This window comes from Nocardioides sp. P4_G10, assembly GCF_056401175.1.
Window position 1 is genome coordinate 14,620 of sequence record NZ_JBFUJV010000028.1, and the last position, 17,448, is coordinate 32,067.

General features: G+C 70.5%; 21 protein-coding genes. 3 read left to right on the top strand and 18 right to left on the bottom strand.

Annotated features, from left to right (window positions below):
• Positions 1-11 precede the first annotated feature (11 nt).
• From AC1DP1_RS20995 to AC1DP1_RS21065, 15 genes are all read right to left on the bottom strand, one after another.
• Positions 12-617 (bottom strand): acVLRF1 family peptidyl-tRNA hydrolase, encoded by a 606-nt coding sequence (locus AC1DP1_RS20995; protein WP_477508491.1) that lies wholly within the window; start codon positions 615-617, stop codon positions 12-14.
• An 8-nt stretch (positions 618-625) separates the two neighbouring features.
• Positions 626-1,171 carry an NYN domain-containing protein gene (locus AC1DP1_RS21000; protein WP_457191385.1) on the bottom strand — a complete coding sequence of 182 codons (546 nt, stop codon included), beginning with the start codon at positions 1,169-1,171 and terminating at the stop codon, positions 626-628.
• Between the two features lie 98 nt (positions 1,172-1,269).
• Complete coding sequence (locus AC1DP1_RS21005; protein WP_457191387.1) at positions 1,270-1,668, bottom strand: hypothetical protein; 399 nt, start codon at positions 1,666-1,668, stop codon at positions 1,270-1,272.
• Between the two features lie 17 nt (positions 1,669-1,685).
• Positions 1,686-2,468, bottom strand: a complete 783-nt coding sequence (locus AC1DP1_RS21010; protein WP_477508492.1) for an aminoglycoside adenylyltransferase domain-containing protein — start codon at positions 2,466-2,468, stop codon at positions 1,686-1,688.
• 54 nt (positions 2,469-2,522) lie between these two features.
• Positions 2,523-2,939: a hypothetical protein gene (locus AC1DP1_RS21015; RefSeq protein ID WP_477508493.1), complete on the bottom strand. Its 417-nt coding sequence runs from the start codon at positions 2,937-2,939 to the stop codon at positions 2,523-2,525.
• Between the two features lie 138 nt (positions 2,940-3,077).
• Positions 3,078-3,461 (bottom strand): metal-sulfur cluster assembly factor, encoded by a 384-nt coding sequence (locus tag AC1DP1_RS21020; RefSeq protein WP_457191391.1) that lies wholly within the window; start codon positions 3,459-3,461, stop codon positions 3,078-3,080.
• Complete coding sequence (gene sufU, locus AC1DP1_RS21025; protein ID WP_477508494.1) at positions 3,458-3,913, bottom strand: Fe-S cluster assembly sulfur transfer protein SufU; 456 nt, start codon at positions 3,911-3,913, stop codon at positions 3,458-3,460. The genes AC1DP1_RS21020 and sufU overlap by 4 nt, the downstream gene beginning before the upstream one ends.
• Positions 3,910-5,148 carry a cysteine desulfurase gene (locus tag AC1DP1_RS21030; RefSeq protein WP_477508495.1) on the bottom strand — a complete coding sequence of 413 codons (1,239 nt, stop codon included), beginning with the start codon at positions 5,146-5,148 and terminating at the stop codon, positions 3,910-3,912. The genes sufU and AC1DP1_RS21030 overlap by 4 nt, the downstream gene beginning before the upstream one ends.
• Positions 5,149-5,186: 38 nt before the next feature.
• A complete protein-coding gene (gene sufC / locus AC1DP1_RS21035; protein ID WP_457191395.1) occupies positions 5,187-5,945 on the bottom strand; it encodes a Fe-S cluster assembly ATPase SufC in 759 nt (252 codons plus the stop codon).
• Positions 5,942-6,277 (bottom strand): non-heme iron oxygenase ferredoxin subunit, encoded by a 336-nt coding sequence (locus tag AC1DP1_RS21040; protein WP_477508496.1) that lies wholly within the window; start codon positions 6,275-6,277, stop codon positions 5,942-5,944. The genes sufC and AC1DP1_RS21040 overlap by 4 nt, the downstream gene beginning before the upstream one ends.
• Positions 6,274-7,569 (bottom strand): Fe-S cluster assembly protein SufD, encoded by a 1,296-nt coding sequence (gene sufD / locus AC1DP1_RS21045; RefSeq protein ID WP_477508497.1) that lies wholly within the window; start codon positions 7,567-7,569, stop codon positions 6,274-6,276. Before sufD ends, AC1DP1_RS21040 begins: the two co-directional genes overlap by 4 nt.
• An 81-nt stretch (positions 7,570-7,650) precedes the next feature.
• The gene (gene sufB, locus AC1DP1_RS21050) at positions 7,651-9,069 is read right to left on the bottom strand and encodes a Fe-S cluster assembly protein SufB (RefSeq protein ID WP_477508498.1); all 1,419 of its coding nucleotides are present in this window, start codon (positions 9,067-9,069) and stop codon (positions 7,651-7,653) included.
• Positions 9,066-9,773: a helix-turn-helix transcriptional regulator gene (locus tag AC1DP1_RS21055; protein ID WP_477508499.1), complete on the bottom strand. Its 708-nt coding sequence runs from the start codon at positions 9,771-9,773 to the stop codon at positions 9,066-9,068. The genes sufB and AC1DP1_RS21055 overlap by 4 nt, the downstream gene beginning before the upstream one ends.
• A gap of 92 nt (positions 9,774-9,865) precedes the next feature.
• Positions 9,866-10,690: an ABC transporter permease gene (locus AC1DP1_RS21060; protein WP_477508500.1), complete on the bottom strand. Its 825-nt coding sequence runs from the start codon at positions 10,688-10,690 to the stop codon at positions 9,866-9,868.
• Positions 10,687-11,697 carry an ATP-binding cassette domain-containing protein gene (locus AC1DP1_RS21065; protein WP_477508501.1) on the bottom strand — a complete coding sequence of 337 codons (1,011 nt, stop codon included), beginning with the start codon at positions 11,695-11,697 and terminating at the stop codon, positions 10,687-10,689. Before AC1DP1_RS21065 ends, AC1DP1_RS21060 begins: the two co-directional genes overlap by 4 nt.
• Positions 11,698-11,761: 64 nt before the next feature.
• Here AC1DP1_RS21065 and AC1DP1_RS21070 point away from each other — a divergent pair, with 64 nt between their 5' ends.
• From AC1DP1_RS21070 to AC1DP1_RS21080, 3 genes are read left to right on the top strand one after another with little or no spacing between them, the layout of a single operon-like run.
• On the top strand, positions 11,762-12,700 hold the full coding sequence (locus AC1DP1_RS21070) for an ABC transporter ATP-binding protein (protein ID WP_457191409.1): 939 nt from the start codon (positions 11,762-11,764) through the stop codon (positions 12,698-12,700).
• Entirely contained in the window at positions 12,697-13,521 is an 825-nt protein-coding gene (locus tag AC1DP1_RS21075; protein ID WP_477508502.1) for an ABC transporter permease, read from the top strand. The genes AC1DP1_RS21070 and AC1DP1_RS21075 overlap by 4 nt, the downstream gene beginning before the upstream one ends.
• The gene (locus tag AC1DP1_RS21080; RefSeq protein ID WP_477508503.1) at positions 13,521-14,456 is read left to right on the top strand and encodes a COX15/CtaA family protein; all 936 of its coding nucleotides are present in this window, start codon (positions 13,521-13,523) and stop codon (positions 14,454-14,456) included. Before AC1DP1_RS21075 ends, AC1DP1_RS21080 begins: the two co-directional genes overlap by 1 nt.
• A 23-nt stretch (positions 14,457-14,479) precedes the next feature.
• Here the strand turns inward: AC1DP1_RS21080 and AC1DP1_RS21085 are convergent, their stop codons facing one another.
• The 3 genes from AC1DP1_RS21085 to AC1DP1_RS21095 form a co-directional block, all read right to left on the bottom strand.
• Positions 14,480-14,971: a class F sortase gene (locus AC1DP1_RS21085; RefSeq protein WP_477508504.1), complete on the bottom strand. Its 492-nt coding sequence runs from the start codon at positions 14,969-14,971 to the stop codon at positions 14,480-14,482.
• Positions 14,968-16,086, bottom strand: a complete 1,119-nt coding sequence (locus tag AC1DP1_RS21090) for a hypothetical protein (RefSeq protein ID WP_477508505.1) — start codon at positions 16,084-16,086, stop codon at positions 14,968-14,970. The genes AC1DP1_RS21085 and AC1DP1_RS21090 overlap by 4 nt, the downstream gene beginning before the upstream one ends.
• A 263-nt stretch (positions 16,087-16,349) precedes the next feature.
• Complete coding sequence (locus AC1DP1_RS21095) at positions 16,350-17,318, bottom strand: heme o synthase (protein WP_477508506.1); 969 nt, start codon at positions 17,316-17,318, stop codon at positions 16,350-16,352.
• Positions 17,319-17,448: the final 130 nt, after the last annotated feature.

Sequence of the window (17,448 nt, forward strand, 5' to 3'; positions counted from 1 at the left end):
CCCCACGTGCGTCAGGCGTTGGTCACGTCGACGGCGATCGACTGCGCGTCCACGATCGCCTGGTCCAGCACCGCCCGGCGCGGGTCGGGCACGGCCAGCCAGGGGTCCACGACCGTCACCGACGCCAGCCGCTGGTCGGTCAGCACTGCGTCGACCGCCGCGTGGTCACCGCCGGCCACCACGAGGCGTACGACGCCGAGGATCCGCGCCGCATGGTCGGCGGCCGCCTCGTAGGCCTGCCGCGCCTGGTTGTCGCGGCGACGGGCGAAGCGCTGCTGGCTCTGGCCCCCGGCCTTGGTGCGACCCTGGACGTGCCGCTGGCCGATCTTGTGCTCGACGATGGCGACGCCGCCCATCCGGGCGACGGCGAAGCCGCCCTTGCGCACGAGCAGCACGCCCCACTCCCCCGGCGCCTGGGCCGCGGCCGCGAAGTCGGCAGCCTCGGGCGGGCCGTCGTACGCACTCGCGAAGGGCAGCCGGGCCGCGAAGTGCGAGCCGTCGACCGCCTGCCCGCGGAGCGCGCCGTCGGCGACCGTGAGGTCAGCACCGCCGTGGCCGGAGGCGAAGTTGGCGACCCACCTCTCCCAGCGCGGGGCAGGGACCAGGACGGACGGCACGCCCGACCTCAGAGGAAGTCGAGCGGGTCGAACTCGTCGATCGGGATCACGCGTGTGCGCGGGAGCGGCGAGTTGAAGGCGCCGAGGTCGTACTCGAGGTCGAAGATCCGCAGGCCGGGCAGGTTGCGGAACTGCGAGTTCACGAACTCGGTGAACCCGATGACGCCGACCTGGCGGCTGCCGTCGCACAGTGCCGAGACCTGGTCGACGAAGTCGCCGTCGTGGCTGACCAGCACCACGTCGGCCTCGCGGTGGACGAGCGCCTCGGCGGTGCGCTGGATGGCGATGTCGACGATCTTGCCCTCGCCGCTGAGCGGGATCGGCTTGAAGCCGATCGCGAGCAGGGCCTGGACGAAGCTGGTGGGCAGCTCGGTCGTGGCCGCGAGGAAGAACAGACCAGTGACGTCCTGGTCGAACGCCCGCTCGGCCCACTCCAGGAGCCGGTCCCACCGCGGCCGCTCCTCGGGACGCGGACGCCGGCCCAGGATCGAGGTGCCCAGCGTGGCGTCGATGTTCTCCCCGTCGACGAGGAGGTAGGTCATCCGCTCAGCCATGCGAGGACTCTCCCACACGCGGACGGGCGGGGTACGGGGTCCCCGCGGCGTTGTTCGGGGGAGCGAAGCGGAGGAGAAGAACGTCGTGGGGTGGTCTCTCAGGGCTGGTAGACGACCTTGAACGACTCGGTCAGGTCGTCGCCGGTGACGCTCACGTCGCTGACCTCGACGAGAGCGCGCGGTCGGCCGGAGCCGTCGCAGAGGATGGAGAGCACGCCGGGCTGCGGGAGGTCGCCGGCGTAGTCGGCCACCGCGGCGGTCGTGCTCCCCTGCTCGTCGGCGAGCACCGACTCGACGTAGGCGTCGGACTCCTCCGCCGACTCGCCGTACGCCCACGCCGGAGGCGGCACGGACTCCAGCGTCGTCGGCCCGAAGTAGGTCGGTGCGGCGTTGAGCTTGGCGTGGAAGCGGGCGAGGTCCCAGAAGACCCGCAGCTCCTCGTGGTCGAACTCGACCTCGGACGGCTCGACGTTGCTGGGCTCGACCTCGGGATCCATGCCCGAAGGGTAGCCAGTCAGGCCACGGCGGCGACGTACGCCGCGTAGTCCCGCGCGGCCTGCATCGAACCCGGGCGCGGTGGCGCCTCCGGGTCGAGACCGAGGTCGCGGTCGGCGAGCACCTGCTGCAGCAGCGGTCGCCAGCCGGGATCGCCGTGCACCATCACCCACCGCAACGCGTCGCGCTTGCTGGCCACCTCACCCGTGCGGATCGTGAAGAGGCTGCGACTGGCCTGGACGACGAGGTAGCGCTGGCACCACGCGATGCTCGGCGGGCACCAGCCCAGGACGTCGTCGGTGAGCGTTGCGAGCCCCGCCCGTGCGCTCTCGCGGAGCACGTCGTCGGGGACGGGTTCCATCAGCTGCTCCGGGCACGGGCCGACGAGCGTGATGCCGTGCTCGCGCAGGATCCAGCGGGTCCACGGCTGGTTGCAGTGCTCCGACCACGCCATGACGTCCGAGCCGTGGTCGACGTAGAGCCACTCCCGGCCCAGCCCGGCCACGGCGGCGAGGTCGCCGGCGACGGCGTACGAGCCCTCGAGGTGGCCGTACCAGAAGCCGTCGCGGTGCGGCAGGTCGGCGTGGAGCCGCCGCAGCGCGGCCTCCTGCTCCGCGTCGGGCCGCTCCCCCACCACGACGATGAAGTCGCAGTCGCTGTGCAGGTCACCCGCCCCGAGCGCGAACGACCCCTGCAGGTAGGCGCCGACGAACGACTCGCCGAGCGCCTCCTGGGCGCCCGTCACGAGGTCGTGCAGCACGCCGTTGAGCTCGGCGTAGCGCGTGGGGTGGGGGTTGAGCACGGATGGAGTGTGCGCTCGAAGCACGCAACCGCGCCACGGAATATCGGCCTGCCGTCAGACCTTGTCCGCCAGCATCGTCGCGGTGTCACCCGAGGTGCGCTCGCGCCACACGACGCGCAGCTTGGCGTCGTCCCGGCGGACCTTGACCGCGACGCGCTTCACACAGTCGCCGGTCGTGTTGCGGGTGATGACTTCGGCGAAGCGGTACCAGCCGTTGGAACGGCCCCGGTAGCGCCAGACGCCGTAGCAGCCGCCCGAGGCCACGCGTCCTCGCAGCTCGCCGTTGCGCTTGAAGATGCGGACCCGTGCCCTGTAGCCCGCATCGGCGCCGTTGTCACCGAACACCTGGCCCTTCCAGGCTCCCGTGACAGCGGTGCCTGCCTCCGCGGGGGCGGCGGCCGCGGGCGCGAGGACGGAGGCGGGGACGAGGAGCGCGACGGTGGTCAGCGCCGTGGGCACGATCCGGTTCATGCGATACCCCCTGCTTCGGAGCGGTCCCGCACGGTGCGAGGCCGTCTCGGCACCGTAGAACCGCCCGCGCTCCGAGGGCAGGGGGGGTCCACCTCCCTACGGGCGAGCCCGAGCCCCGTACAGCCTCTGGCGCACCGCTCAGACGTTGAAGCCGAGCGCCCGGAGCTGCTCGCGACCGTCGTCGGTGATCTTGTCCGGGCCCCACGGGGGCATCCAGACCCAGTTGATCGCGACGTCGCCGACGAGGCCCTCGAGGGCCGACTCGGTCTGGTCGGTGATCACGTCGGTCAGCGGGCAGGCCGCCGAGGTGAGGGTCATGTCGAGGACGGCGTTGCTGTGCTCGTCGAGGTGCACGCCGTAGACGAGGCCGAGGTCGACGACGTTGATCCCGAGCTCGGGGTCGACGACGTCCTTCATCGCCTCGGTCACGTCGTCGACGGTCACCGTCGCCGTGCCACCGCCCTGCCCGGCCTCGGGCACGTCGGGGAGGTCGCCGTGGTCGATGCCCTGGGGGTTGGTCATGAGGGGGCTCCTTCTGATTGGGCCTGGGCGGTCGCGTCCTTCCACGCCATCCAGGAGAGCAGCGCGCACTTCACGCGCGCGGGGAACTTGGCGACACCGGCGAACGCGATGCCGTCCTCGAGGACGTCTTCGTCGGGCTCCACCTGTCCCTTGCCCTGCATGAGCTCGAGGAACGTCTGGTGGATCTGCATCGCCTCGCCGACGGGCTTGCCGATCACGAGGTCGGTCAGCACGGACGCCGACGCCTGCGAGATGGAGCAGCCCACGGAGTCGTAGGACACGTCCTCGACCACGCCGTCGGACAGGTGGACGCGCAGCGTCACCTCGTCGCCGCAGGTCGGGTTGACGTGGTGCACCTCGGACTCGAACGGGTCGCGCAGGCCCTTGTGGTGCGGGTTCTTGTAGTGGTCCAGGATGATCTCCTGGTAGAGCGCGTCGAGGTCAGTGCTCATCCGTCCACCTTGAAGTAGCTGCGGGTGTGGTGGAGGCCCTCGACCAGCGCGTCGATCTCAGCCGGCGTCGTGTAGAGGTAGGACGACATCCGGCTCGAGCTCTGCACGCCGAAGCGCGCGTGCGCAGGTTTGGCGCAGTGGTGGCCGGCTCGGATCGCGATGCCGCGCGAGTCGAGGACCTGCGCGATGTCGTGCGGGTGGACACCTGCGAGCTCGAAGCTGATCGCCCCGCCGCGCTGCGCGGCGTCGAGCGGGCCGAGGACCGTGAGTCCTGGCACGGACTGCAGGCCCTCGAGGGCGTACGCCGTGATCGCCTGCTCGTGGCGGTGGATCGCGTCGAGACCGATGTGGCGGAGGTAGTCGACCGCTGCGCCCAGGCCGACGGCCTCGACGATCGGCGGGGTGCCGGCCTCGAAGCGGTGCGGCACCTTGGCGTACGTCGACCGCGCCATGGTCACGGTCTCGATCATCTCGCCGCCGCCGTGGAAGGGAGGCAGCTCGTTGAGGAGCTCCTCACGCCCCCACAGGACGCCGATCCCCGTCGGGCCGGTCACCTTGTGGCCGGTGAAGACCAGGAAGTCGCACCCGGTCGCCTGGACGTCGACCGGCAGCTGCGGCGCGGCCTGCGAGGCGTCGATGACCGACAGGGCGCCGACGGACTTCGCGCGGGCGACGAGGTCGGTGACCGGGTTGATCGTGCCGAGCATGTTGGACACCCACGTGAACGCGACGACCTTGGTGTGCTCGTCGAGCAGCTGGTCGGCGTTCGACAGGTCGAGGTGGCCGTCGTCGGTGAGCCCGAACCAGCGCAGCTCGGCGCCCGAGCGCTCGCAGGCCAGCTGCCACGACACGATGTTGGAGTGGTGCTCCATCTCGGTGATCACGACGTTGTCGCCGGGACCGAGATCGATCGTGCGAGCCAGCAGGTTGAGCGCCTCGGTGGCGTTCTTGGTGAAGATCACCTCGTTGCGCGACGACGCGTTGAGGAAGCTCGTGACCTGGTCGCGCGCCGCCTCGTAGGCCTCCGTCGACTCCGCGCCGAGCTGGTGCATGGCGCGGGCGACGTTGGCGTTGTGCCGCTCGAGGTGGTCGACCATCGTGTCGATGACGACCTGCGGCTTCTGCGAGGTGTTGGCGCTGTCGAGGTAGACCAGCGGCACTCCGCCCGCGAGCGTGCGCTCGAGGATCGGGAAGTCCTTGCGGATCACGTCGAGATCCGGAAGCAGCCCTTCCATCGTGGTCTCCTTCGAAGTGGGCGGTGCGGGCGGGTGGCTCAGGCGTTCGCCTTGAGGTACTTGTCGTAGCCCTCGGCCTCAAGCTGGTCGGCGAGCTCCTTGCCGCCGGACTCGGCGACCTTGCCGTCGACGAACACGTGGACGTAGTCGGGCTCGATGTAGCGCAGGATGCGGGTGTAGTGGGTGATGAGCAGGACACCCTTGCCCTCGCGCTCGCGGAAGCGGTTGACGCCCTCGGAGACGATCTTCAACGCGTCGATGTCGAGGCCGGAGTCGGTCTCGTCGAGCACCGCGACCTTGGGGTCGAGCAGCTCGAGCTGGGCGATCTCGTGGCGCTTCTTCTCGCCGCCCGAGAAGCCCTCGTTGACGCTCCGCGTGCCGAAGGACGGGTCGAGGTTGAGCCGCTCGAGTGCGCCGTTGACGTCCTTGACCCACGTGCGCAGCTTGGGGGCCTCACCGTCGATCGCGGTCTTGGCGGTGCGGAGGAAGTTCGACACCGAGACGCCCGGGACCTCGACCGGGTACTGCATCGCGAGGAACAGGCCCGCGCGGGCACGCTCGTCGACGGAGAGGGACAGCACGTCCTGGCCGTCGAGGGTCACCGAGCCGCTGGTGATCGTGTACTTCGGGTGCCCGGCGATCGAGTAGGCGAGCGTGGACTTGCCCGAGCCGTTGGGCCCCATGATCGCGTGGGTCTCGCCCTCCTTGATGGTGAGGGTGACGCCCTTGAGGATCTCCTTGGGTCCGTCCTCGGTGTCGACGGTGACGTGGAGGTCGGTGATGACGAGCTTGCTCATGAGGGGGTGACTCCGTTCAGGGTGGTCTCGGTGTCGACGTACACGTCCGTGCCGCGTACCTCGATCGGGAAGGTGGCGACCGGCTCGGTCGCGGGGAGGTTGGTGGGCTTGCCGGTGCGGAGGTCGAACATCGACCCGTGCAGCCAGCACTCGATCTGGCAGTCGCCGACCTCGCCCTCGCTGAGGGCGACGGCGGCGTGGCTGCACTCGTTCTCCAGCGCGAAGACCTCGTCGCCGTTGCGGGCGACGACGATCTCGTAGCGGCCGAGGGTCACGGCGAGGCCCTGGTCGGTCCTGACCTCGTCGAGTGCGCAGGCGCGCTCGAAGGTCATCGCGGGGTCCCCGCGGCGTTGTCGGCGGAAGGAGCGGAGCGGGGGGAGCCGAGAACGTCGTGGGGTGCATTGTCGTCCGACCCGAAGGCGGCGAGCGAGCCGAGGTCCTTGAGGACGTTCTTGGCGAGCTCGGCCTCGACCGTGGTGAGGAGGCGGTCCTCGATGGAGGGGACGCCGACCTGGCGGATGAGGTCGTTGAAGAAGCCGTGCACCACCAGCCGCTGCGCCTCCTGCTCGGAGACGCCGCGCGACTGGAGGTAGAAGAGCTGCTCGTCGTCGAAGCGCGCGGTGGCGGAGGCGTGCCCGGCACCCTCGATCTCCCCCGTCTCGATCTCCAGGTTGGGGATGGAGTCGGCCCGGCAGCCGTCGGTGAGGACGAGGTTGCGGTTCTCCTCGTAGGTCTCGATGCCTTCGGCGACCTTCCGGATCAGCACGTTGCCGACCCAGACGGTGTGCGCCTTCTCGCCCTGCAGCGCGCCCTTGTAGACCGCGTGGGACTTCGTGCGCGGAGCCGTGTGGTCGGCGAAGATCCGGTGCTCGATGTGCTGGCCGGCGTCGGCGAAGTAGAGGCCGAGCAGCTCGGCCGAGCCGCCGGGACCGTCGTAGGTCACGTTGGCGTCCATCCGCACCAGGTCGCCGCCGAAGGAGATCGCGGCGTGCTTGTAGGTGGCGTCGCGACCGACGCGGGCCTGGTGGTGCGACAGGTGGACGGCGTCGTCGGCCCAGTCCTGGAGCGAGACGACCGTGACGTCGGCGCCGTCACCGACCGCGATCTCGACGACCGCGGCGATGGTGGAGGAGCCGGTGTGGTTGAGCACCACGATCGCCTTGCTGTGCGCACCGAACCGCATCGCGACGTGGCCGGCCTCGGTCACGGCGACATCCTTGCCGTCGAGGTCGACGACGATCGGCTCGGACACCTCGGTGTCGGCGGGCACGTCGATCAGCAGGGTCGAGGGCACCTCGGCCAGGACGCGCGCGGCCCAGCGGGTGTTGGGCACGAGGCCGGAGAGGCCGCGCAGGTCGCGGGCCTCGTCGCCGGACACGCCCTCGATGCGCACACCCTCGGGGGTGTTCCACGTGCACGAGGTCGCGGACCGCATGAACTCGGCGTCGGCGTGCAGGCCCTTGAGCCGCTTGAGCGGCGTGAAGCGCCAGATCTCCTCGCGGCCGGTCGGGACCACGTGGTCGGCGACGTCGAACGACCCGGCCGGGTGGAGGTGGCTCTCCACCTTGCCGTGCTCGGGGCCCTGCTCCAGCGCGGAGCGGACGGAATCAGTGGTGACGGTCAAAGCTCTACTTTCTCGTTTCGGTCTCGTGACGGTCGCCGGGGCGAGGCGTCACGACCCACGGTCAGGCGGCGGGGCGGCAGGTCAGCCGACCGCGCCTTCCATCTGCAGCTCGATCAGGCGGTTGAGCTCGAGGGCGTACTCCATCGGCAGCTCCTTGGCGATCGGCTCGACGAAGCCGCGCACGATCATCGCCATCGCCTCGTCCTGCTCCATGCCGCGCGACATGAGGTAGAACAGCTGGTCGTCGGAGACCTTGGAAACGCTGGCCTCGTGGCCCATCGACACGTCGTCCTCGCGGATGTCGACGTAGGGATAGGTGTCGCTGCGGCTGATCTGGTCGACCAGCAGCGCGTCGCACAGCACGTTGGACTTCGAGCCGTGCGCGCCCTCGTTGACCTGGATCAGCCCGCGGTACGACGTACGACCGCCGCCGCGCGCCACCGACTTGCTCAGGATGGACGACGAGGTGTGCGGCGCCGCGTGCACCATCTTGGCGCCGGCGTCCTGGTGCTGGCCCTCGCCGGCGAACGCGATCGACAGCGTCTCGCCCTTGGCGTGCTCGCCCATGAGGTAGATCGCGGGGTACTTCATCGTCACCTTGGAGCCGATGTTGCCGTCGACCCACTCCATCGTGGCGCCGGCCTCGCAGGTCGCCCGCTTGGTGACGAGGTTGTAGACGTTGTTGGACCAGTTCTGGATGGTCGTGTAGCGGACGCGGGCGCCCTTCTTCACGATGATCTCCACGACCGCGGAGTGCAGCGAGTCGGAGGAGTAGATCGGGGCGGTGCAGCCCTCCACGTAGTGCACGTAGGAGTCCTCGTCCGCGATGATCAGCGTCCGCTCGAACTGACCCATGTTCTCGGTGTTGATCCGGAAGTAGGCCTGCAGCGGGATGTCGACGTGGACGCCCTTGGGGACGTAGATGAACGAGCCACCCGACCACACCGAGGTGTTGAGCGCGGAGAACTTGTTGTCACCGACCGGGATGACGGTGCCGAAGTACTCCCTGAAGAGCTCCTCGTGCTCCTTCAGCGCGGTGTCGGTGTCGACGAAGATGACGCCCTTCTCCTCGAGGTCCTCGCGGATCGAGTGGTAGACGACCTCCGACTCGTACTGCGCGGCGACACCGGCGACGAGACGCTGCTTCTCCGCCTCCGGGATGCCGAGCTTGTCGTAGGTGTTCTTGATGTCCTCGGGGAGGTCCTCCCACGACGTCGCCTGCTTCTCGCTGGAGCGGACGAAGTACTTGATGTTGTCGAAGTCGATCGTCGACAGGTCCGAGCCCCAGGTGGGCATGGGCTTGCGGTGGAAGAGCTTGAGGCCCTTGAGGCGCATGTCGAGCATCCACTGCGGCTCGGACTTCTTGCCGGAGATGTCGCGCACGACGTCCTCGTTGAGACCACGCGTCGCGGTGGCGCCGGCGGTGTCGGAGTCGGACCAGCCGAACTCGTACTTGCCGATGCCCTTGAGCTCCGGGTTGAGTTCTTCGATGGAGGTCATGCCTGCTCCTTTGTCGGGACCGTCTTCGGGTCCGTCTTGAGGGTCTGGGGGATGCACGTGGTGCACACGCCGTCACCGTGGGCGATGGTCGCCAACCGCTGGACGTGGGTGCCGAGCACGGAGGCGATCGCCTCGGTCTCGGCCTCGCAGAGCTGCGGGAACTCGTGGGCGACGTGGGAGACCGGGCAGTGCTGCTGGCACAGCTGCTCCCCCACGACCGGGAGCTCGCGCACCGATGCGGCATAGCCGTTCTGGGTGAACACCCGCGCGAGCGCCTCGGCGGGCGTCAGGTCGGGGTCGGACGCCATGACGTCGGCGTAGTCGCGCCCGACGAAGGCCACCCGGCGCCGCGCGAACTCGACCACGGCCTCCTCGCCCTGCGTCTCGGCCAGGAACCGCATGGCCTGCACGGCGAGGTCGTCGTACTGCTGGTCGAAGCTGTCGCGCCCGGTCTCGGTGAGCGCGAAGACCTTGGCGGGCCGGCCGCGTCCCCGGGTGCCGTAGACCTTCTGGTCGCGTGACTCGACGACCCCCTCGTCGGCGAGGTGGTCGAGGTGACGGCGTACGGCGGCGGGCGTCAGGTCGAGCCGGAGGGCCAGGTCGGCGGCGGTCGAGGGACCGTTCTCGAGGATCGTGCGCGCCACACGGTCGCGTGTGGGCGCATCGCCCTCACGCTGTGCCGTCGACGTCCTCACGAATTCCACAACACCAGTGTGTCGTTAATGCTTCCGGTCGTTCAAGCAAGGGTCGCCTAAGTGACCCGGCCCACGGCGGTCCGGGGGCGCCGGCCGCCCGCTCAGTCAGCGGTGCGGGCGCGGAAGGTGCGGATGGCCAGCGGCGCCACGACGGCGGTGATCAGGATGATCCAGCCGATCGTGAACGGGATCGGGTGGTGCATCGGGAACGCCGCGCCCTCGGCGAGCGGCTGGTCGTTGCCCCAGAGCACGCGGACCGCCTGGGTCAGCGAGGAGATCGGGTTCCACTCGGCGATCCACCGCAGGACGGTCGGCATCTGGTCGGTGGGCGCGAACGTGTTGGCCAGGAAGGTGATCGGGAACATCGTCGCGAACATGACGCCGTTGACGGCCTCGACCGAGCGCATCGCGGAGCCGACCCAGATGCCGACCCAGATCATCGCGAACCCCCAGCCGAGGAGCAGGACGTAGCCGAAGGCCGCCTGGAACACGTCGGTGTGGATGCGCCAGCCGATGAGCAGGCCGGTCAGCGACATGACGACGAGGCCGATCGAGGCGTGGACCAGGCTCGAGATGCTGCGCCCGACCAGCACGGCCGCCGGGTTGATCGGCAGCGACCGCATCCGGTCGACGATGCCCTTGTCGAGGTCGGCAGTGAGGCCGACGGCAACGATGAACGAGGCGAAGGCGACGGTCTGCGCCATGATCCCCGGGAGCAGGAACGCGCGGTAGCCGGCGGGCGTCGCCACGTCGATCGACGAGCCGAACACGAAGGCGAACAGCAGCACGAACATCACCGGCTGGATGGTGACGTCCATCAGCATCTCGGGCATGCGCCTGATGTGGAGGAAGTTGCGGCGGGCGATGGCCCACGACTGGGCCGGAAGCCCGGTGGTGCGGATCTCCGGTCGCTCGAGCGTGGTCATCGGGCCATTCCTCCTGCGGTCTGGTCGAGCTGGTCTGCGGGGTCACCCTCGGCTGACTCGTCGGTCTCCTGCTCGGCACGGTGCCCGGTGAGGTGGAGGAAGACGTCGTCGAGGCTCGGGCGCTTGAGCCCGATGTCGTCGAGCACGATGTCGCTCTCGTCGAAGATCCCGGCCACGCGCGTCATGTGGCCCAGGCCCTCCGAGGGCGCCGTGAGCTGGCGCGCCCCCACGTCGACGTGCACCTCTCGGGCATGCGGGCGCAGCAGCGCCTCGGCGGTCGGGAGGTCCCCGGAGTGGGAGACCGTCACGACGAGCGCGGCCGCACCGGACTGGTCCTTCAGCTGCAGCGGGGTGCCCTCGGCGATGACCGTGCCGCGATCGATCACGACGATGTTGTCGGAGAGCTGGTCAGCCTCCTCGAGGTATTGCGTCGTCAGCAGCAGGGTGGTCCCGTCGGCGACGAGCTCGCGCAGCACCTCCCACAGCTCCACGCGCGAGCGCGGGTCGAGGCCCGTGGTCGGCTCGTCGAGGAACAGCACGGGCGGTGTCGCGATCAGGCTGACCGCCAGGTCGAGCCGTCGCCGCATGCCGCCGGAGTAGGTCTTGGCCGTCCGGTCGCCGGCGTCGGCGAGGGAGAAGCGCTCGAGCAGCTCGTCACTGGCGCGCCGGATGTAGGAGGAGTCGAGGCCGTAGAGGTTGCCGATGAGGCGCAGGTTCTCCCGGCCCGTCAGGAGCTCGTCGACGGTCGCGGCCTGCCCGGTCAGCCCCATGCTCCTGCGCACGGCCGCGGGGTCGGCCAGGATGTCGTGACCGGCGACGCGCCCCGTGCCCGCGGTCGGGCGGGTCAGGGTGGTCATCATCCGGACGGTGGTGGTCTTGCCGGCGCCGTTGGGCCCGAGCAGACCGAGCACCGAGCCCTCGGGGACGGAGAAGGACACCCCGTCCACGGCCACGGTGTCACCGAAGTGCTTGACGAGGCCCTCGGCCTCGATGGCGGAACGCGTCATGGCGACCACGCTAGTCGCGGGGACCGACAGCCGCTCCCCAATAAGGCGCACCTAGAATCAGTGCGTGCCACCCGCCTCCCCCGCCGTCCAGATCGACGGTCTGGTGATGGCGTACGGCGACAAGGTGGCCGTCGACGGGTTGTCGCTCGAGGTGGCGCGGGGATCGATCACCGCCGTGCTCGGGCCCAACGGCGCGGGCAAGACCACGACGCTCGAGACCTGCGAGGGCTACCGGGTGGCCCAGCGCGGCACGGTCCGCGTGCTCGGGCTCGACCCGCAGCGCGACCGAGCGGACCTGCTCCCCCGGATCGGCGTCATGCTGCAGAGCGGCGGCGCCTGGAGCGGCGTACGCGCCGTGGAGATGCTGGAGCACATGGCCTCGCTGCACGCGCACCCGCTCGACACGGCCATGCTCGTCGAACGGCTCGGCCTGGGCGAGTGCGGACGAACCCCCTACCGCCGGCTGTCCGGCGGCCAGAAGCAGCGCCTCGGCCTGGCGATCGCGCTCGTCGGGCGACCCGAGCTGGTGTTCGTCGACGAGCCGACCGCCGGCATGGACCCCCAGGCAAGGCGTACGACGTGGGAGATGCTCGAGGAGGTGCGGGCCGACGGCGTCACGGTCGTGCTGACGACCCACCACATGGACGAGGCCGAGCACCTGGCCGACCGCATCCACATCATCGACCGCGGCACGCTGATCGCCTCCGGGACCCCGGCCGAGCTGACCCGCGGCGGCCACTCCGCGACCATCCGGCTGGTCGTCAACCGGCCGTTCCCCGACGGCGCCCCCGAGTCGCTGCGCCGGGAGCTCGGACCGCTGACCGAGGTGCGCCAGCTCGACGAGGTGAGCATGCTCATCCACGGTCCGGCCGACGCCAGCACCCTCGGCCGCGTCTCGCGGTGGTGCGAGGAGCACGCCGTGCTCCCCCAGACGCTCACCCTCGGCCAGCGCACCCTCGAGGACGTCTTCCTCGAGCTCACCGGGCGGGAGCTGGCCTCATGAACACGCCTCCCGCCGGGACCGCGCCCGCCGGCGCCCGCCCGACCGGCACCTTCACCCCGGCTCCCGGAGGCTCCGGCCTCGGCCGGATGGTGCTGGCCCAGGCCCGCATGGAGGCGCGGCTGATGCTGCGCAACGGCGAGCAGCTGCTGCTCGCGATCGTGATCCCGGTGATCGTGCTGGTGGGAGGTGTCGCCGCGGCCGGCCGCCTCGGCAGCACCTTCGAGGGGCACGCGCCGGTCGACCTCCTCACCCCGGGTGTGCTGGCCCTCGCCGTGATGTCGACCGCGTTCACGTCGGTGGCCATCGCCACCGGCTTCGAGCGCCGCTACGGCGTGATCAAGCTGCTCGGCTCCTCGCCCCTCCCCCGCCACGGCCTGCTCCTGGGCAAGGTGCTGGCGCTGCTCAACGTCGTCGCCCTGCAGCTGGTGGTGCTCGTGGCCGTCGCACTGGCCCTGGGCTGGGAGCCCTCGCTGGCCAGCCCGCCGACCACCGTGATCGGCCTGGTGCTCACCGTCGGCCTGGGCACCGCGGCTTTCGCCTCCCTCGGGCTCCTCGTCGCCGGCGCGCTGCGTGCCGAGGCGACCCTCGCGCTGGCCAACCTCGTCTACCTGCTCCTCATGGCAGGTGGTGGCGTCGTGCTGCCGACCAGCACGTACGGCGCCGCCGGCGGGCTGATCCAGTGGCTGCCGTCCGGCGCCCTCGGTGAGGCCATGCGCTCCACGCTCGTGCACGCCGACATCGACGGCCGATCGCTGCTCGTGCTCGCCGCCTGGGCGGTGCTCGGCGCACTGCTCACGGCCAAGACCTTCAGGTGGGAATGATGGGACGCACCCTGCTCGACCGCCTCGCGCGGTACCTCTGGCCGCTCGCCCTGGCCAACCTCGTCGCCAACATCGGCATCGTGGTCACCGGCGCGGCCGTCCGGCTCACGGGCTCCGGCCTCGGGTGCCCGACGTGGCCGCGCTGCACCGACGCGTCGTACGTCGCCCACGGTGAGCTGGGGCTGCACGGGGCCATCGAGTTCGGCAACCGGCTGCTGACCTTCGTCCTCGCCGCGGTCGCCGTCCTGTGCTTCCTCGCCGCGCTCGGGGCGCGGCACCGCCGCGCGACGCGGCTGGCACTCGTCATCGGCCTCGGCATCCCGCTGCAGGCGGTGCTGGGCGGCATCACGGTGCTGACCGACCTCAACCCCTGGATCGTCGCCGGTCACTTCCTGCTGTCGATGGCGATGATCATGGTCTGCGTCGCCCTGATCGACGAGCTGCGCAGTCCCACCCGCGGGATGGCACCGCCGCTGCCGCGCGCCCTCGCGTGGGCGACGTTCGCGTCGGGCTGGGTGGTCCTCTACCTCGGCACGGTCGTGACCGGGGCCGGTCCGCACGCCGGCGACACCGACTCGCCCCGCAACGGCCTCGACCCGGCGACGGTGTCGCAGGTCCATGCGGCGTCGGTGTACGTCCTCGTCGTCCTGACCGTCGTGCTGCTGGTCGCGGCGCTGCGCGGCGGGCACCCGTGGCTCGCACGCGTGACCGGGCTGGTGCTCCTGATCGAGGTGCTCCAGGGCGTCCTGGGCTGGGTGCAGTACTGGCTGGACCTGCCGGTCGGCCTCGTCGCCCTCCACATGCTCGGCGCTGGCCTCCTCGCCGCCGGCCTGGCCCGCATCGCCCTGGCGGTGCTGCCCCACCGTGGCGCCGACGAGGCGCGGGCGGACGGCGTGCCCCAGACGCACGCCGCCACCCGCATCGGTCCTTCGTAGGCCGGGCGGTCAGGACCGCCCGATCAGGACCGCCCGATCTTCCGTGCGAAGACCACCGTGCGGCGGGAGTAGTCGTCGGCCTTGCAGCCGACGAGCACGATCCGGGCCGGCCCGGCGACGGAGTAGAGCGACCTCATCCGCCGCGACGCGGGCCAGTACTCCCGGCGGGTGACCTCGAACCGGCAGCCCGCCACCTTGATGACGTCGCCGCGGCGCAGCGAGCCCCACCGGTCGGCGACGCCGTTGCCGGCGCGCCAGGCGTGACCGGCGTAGACGGTGCTGCCTGTCGGGTCGCAGGGCGGGTCGCCCTTCGACCAGGTGTAGACCGCACCACGGAGCCGGTTGCCGACCGCCAGGGTGTCGTTGCGCGCCGGCACCTTGATGATGGCCGCGTCGGTGCCGGTGCGACCGATGGTGAGCCGGTCAGGGGCGGCGTGAGCCGCACCCTGACCGACCACCGCGGTCACGCAGAGGACCATCGAGGCGACGATCCCGGCAGCGCGGGAGCGGGTCATCGCGCTCCGGTGCTGGGTGCGACCTCCGGGGCGTTGGCGCACGGACGGGTGCGGAAGGTCATCTTCCACACCTGCTTGCCCTCCAGCCGGTAGGACGCGTCCGCAGCGTGGGCGCGGACGGTGACGCGCTTGGCGCCGGCCCTCAGCCACACGCCCTGGCGCAGGACCTTGCCCTTCGACGTGTAGACGACGCCCGACCGCTTGACGACCTTGTAGACGTCACCGCGGGTGCCGCACTTGTCGATCGTGCGGGCACGGGCCGACACGACGCGTGCCTCGGCTGGCAGCACCTCGGGCGGGGTGACGACGGGCGGCGTGACCACCGGCGGCGTCACGACCGGCGGGGTCACGACCGGCGGGGTCGGGCACGGCTCGTTGCTGTCGGTCGGCGCGGGGAAGGTCAGGACGGTCTGCCCGTTGGGGAACTGGTGGCCCGGAGCGGCGGTCACCGTGAGGCTTCGGTCGGGGTTGACCGTGGCTGTCCATGGTCCCGTGGGGATCTGCCCGTAGTGGGCGTTGCCGGGCCCGCAGTCGTCGATGACCGGCACGGTCGTGACCTGGAAGAACGCCGGGCACGGCACGTTGCTGTCGGTCGGCACCGGGTAGGTGATGCTCTTCTTGCCGCCGGGGAACTRGTTGCCCGGGTTGGCGGTCACCGTGACGCTGCCGTTGGGGTTGGTGACCGAGGTCCACGGCCCGGACGGGACCTGGCCGTAGCGGGCGTTGCCCGGGCCGCAGTCGTCGATGACCGGGATCGTCGGGGGCTGCACGGTGGTGACGTTGCAGCCGTCGAGGAACGTGGCGACGGGGATGTACCCGGAGCTCGTGTTGGTGGAGCCGTTGGACCACCTCGCGGCCAGCGTCAGGGTCAGCGGCGAGGTCGGCTTGGTGGTGACGGTCTCGGTGAACGTGCGTGTCTGACGCGAGGTCAGCTGCGTGCCGACGGGGACGACGCCCGGCCGGTTGGACGCGGTGATCGACTCGGTGCGCGTCTCGCTGTTCTCGACGGTCCAGGTGACGGCCCAGCCGCCGCCCGTCTTGCAGACGACGGAACCGTTGATCGTGTTGTGGTGCGCACTGGCCGCACCGGCGACGCCGACGACGGCGAAGCCCACGGCCAGGACGAGGGTGACGAGCCTCGAGACACCGCGGTGGATCGAAGGGCGACGAACCCCCTGCCCGGCCGCTCCCCCAGCGGTCCGGTGCCGTCGCTCACGTGATGAAGACATGCAGAACTACCCCCTGCTCCCACGGGGGGTGGCCCACTGCCTCCCCCCTACGGAGCATTGAACGGGCGGCGGGGCTTCTGGACACGGAACGTTGTCTCAAGAAGATCTTAAAGTTTCTCGCATTCACCAGACGAGACCTTCAAGTTGCGCTACCGACCGAGCAGGGGATCCAGTGCTACGGCGACGAAGAGCAGGGAGAGGTAGAGGTTGGACGCGTGGAAGAGCCGCATGGGGTTGATGTCGGTCAGCGCCTCGGAGCCCTTCGCACGCTTCCACATCCGGTGGGCCTCGACCAGGAACACGGCACCCAGGACGGCTGCGGCGACCGGGTAGACCAGGCTTGTCCCGGCGACCGGCCACAGCAGCAGCGACGTGGCGACCATCACCCAGCTGTAGATGACGACCTGTCGTCCGACCTCGGGCGCGGGCTTGACCACGGGGAGCATCGGCACGTCGACGTTGCGGTAGTCCTCGCGGTAGCGCAGCGCGAGCGCCCAGGTGTGCGGCGGGGTCCAGAAGAAGACCACCAGGAACAGCACGACGGGCGTCCAGGCCAGCTCGCCGGTCACCGCGGTCCAGCCGATGAGCGCGGGGAAGCAGCCGGCCAGACCGCCCCAGACGATGTTCTGCGTGGTCCGGCGCTTGAGGAGCATCGTGTAGACGAGGACGTAGAACGCGTTGGCCAGCACCGACAGCGCGGCCGAGAGCCAGTTGACCCACAGCGCCAGGACCACTGTCGACAGCACGGCCAGCACCGTCGCGAAGACGAGGGCCGAGACCGGCGAGACGATGTGACGGGGCAGCGCCCGGCGTCGCGTACGCCGCATCTGCTCGTCGATGTCGCGGTCGTAGATGCAGTTGTAGGCCGAGGCGGAGCCCGCCGACAGCGCGCCACCGACGACGGTCGCGGCAACCAGCCCCAGCGGCGGGATGCCGCGCTCGGCGAAGAACATCACCGGCACCGTCGTCAGGAGGAGCAGCTCGATCACGCGTGGCTTGGTCAGCCCGACGTAGGCGGCGACCACGTCGCGCCAGGACTTCGGGGCGTCGGTCTCGACGCCCGGGTCACCGGTCGACGGCCGGGCGGACGCGGCTGCGTTCGGGCCGGCGTGGGACACGGTGGAGAACCTCGGGAGGACGGGGGCGGATGGGACGCGGACAGCAAGGGAACCGAAGGATGAACGGCCAGCTGTTCCGGCGTCCGGGACGACCCTCGGGCACGGTCGAGTCTACTCGGCCACGACGATA

Coding starts and splice junctions, on each gene's coding strand:
- AC1DP1_RS21000 (WP_457191385.1), bottom strand. CDS start 1,171: ATGGCTGAGCGGATGACCTACCTCCTCGTCGACGGGGAGAACATCGAC.
- AC1DP1_RS21005 (WP_457191387.1), bottom strand. CDS start 1,668: ATGGATCCCGAGGTCGAGCCCAGCAACGTCGAGCCGTCCGAGGTCGAG.
- AC1DP1_RS21015 (WP_477508493.1), bottom strand. CDS start 2,939: ATGAACCGGATCGTGCCCACGGCGCTGACCACCGTCGCGCTCCTCGTC.
- AC1DP1_RS21020 (WP_457191391.1), bottom strand. CDS start 3,461: ATGACCAACCCCCAGGGCATCGACCACGGCGACCTCCCCGACGTGCCC.
- sufU (WP_477508494.1), bottom strand. CDS start 3,913: ATGAGCACTGACCTCGACGCGCTCTACCAGGAGATCATCCTGGACCAC.
- AC1DP1_RS21030 (WP_477508495.1), bottom strand. CDS start 5,148: ATGGAAGGGCTGCTTCCGGATCTCGACGTGATCCGCAAGGACTTCCCG.
- sufC (WP_457191395.1), bottom strand. CDS start 5,945: ATGAGCAAGCTCGTCATCACCGACCTCCACGTCACCGTCGACACCGAG.
- AC1DP1_RS21040 (WP_477508496.1), bottom strand. CDS start 6,277: ATGACCTTCGAGCGCGCCTGCGCACTCGACGAGGTCAGGACCGACCAG.
- sufB (WP_477508498.1), bottom strand. CDS start 9,069: ATGACCTCCATCGAAGAACTCAACCCGGAGCTCAAGGGCATCGGCAAG.
- AC1DP1_RS21060 (WP_477508500.1), bottom strand. CDS start 10,690: ATGACCACGCTCGAGCGACCGGAGATCCGCACCACCGGGCTTCCGGCC.
- AC1DP1_RS21065 (WP_477508501.1), bottom strand. CDS start 11,697: ATGACGCGTTCCGCCATCGAGGCCGAGGGCCTCGTCAAGCACTTCGGT.
- AC1DP1_RS21075 (WP_477508502.1), top strand. CDS start 12,697: ATGAACACGCCTCCCGCCGGGACCGCGCCCGCCGGCGCCCGCCCGACC.
- AC1DP1_RS21080 (WP_477508503.1), top strand. CDS start 13,521: ATGGGACGCACCCTGCTCGACCGCCTCGCGCGGTACCTCTGGCCGCTC.
- AC1DP1_RS21085 (WP_477508504.1), bottom strand. CDS start 14,971: ATGACCCGCTCCCGCGCTGCCGGGATCGTCGCCTCGATGGTCCTCTGC.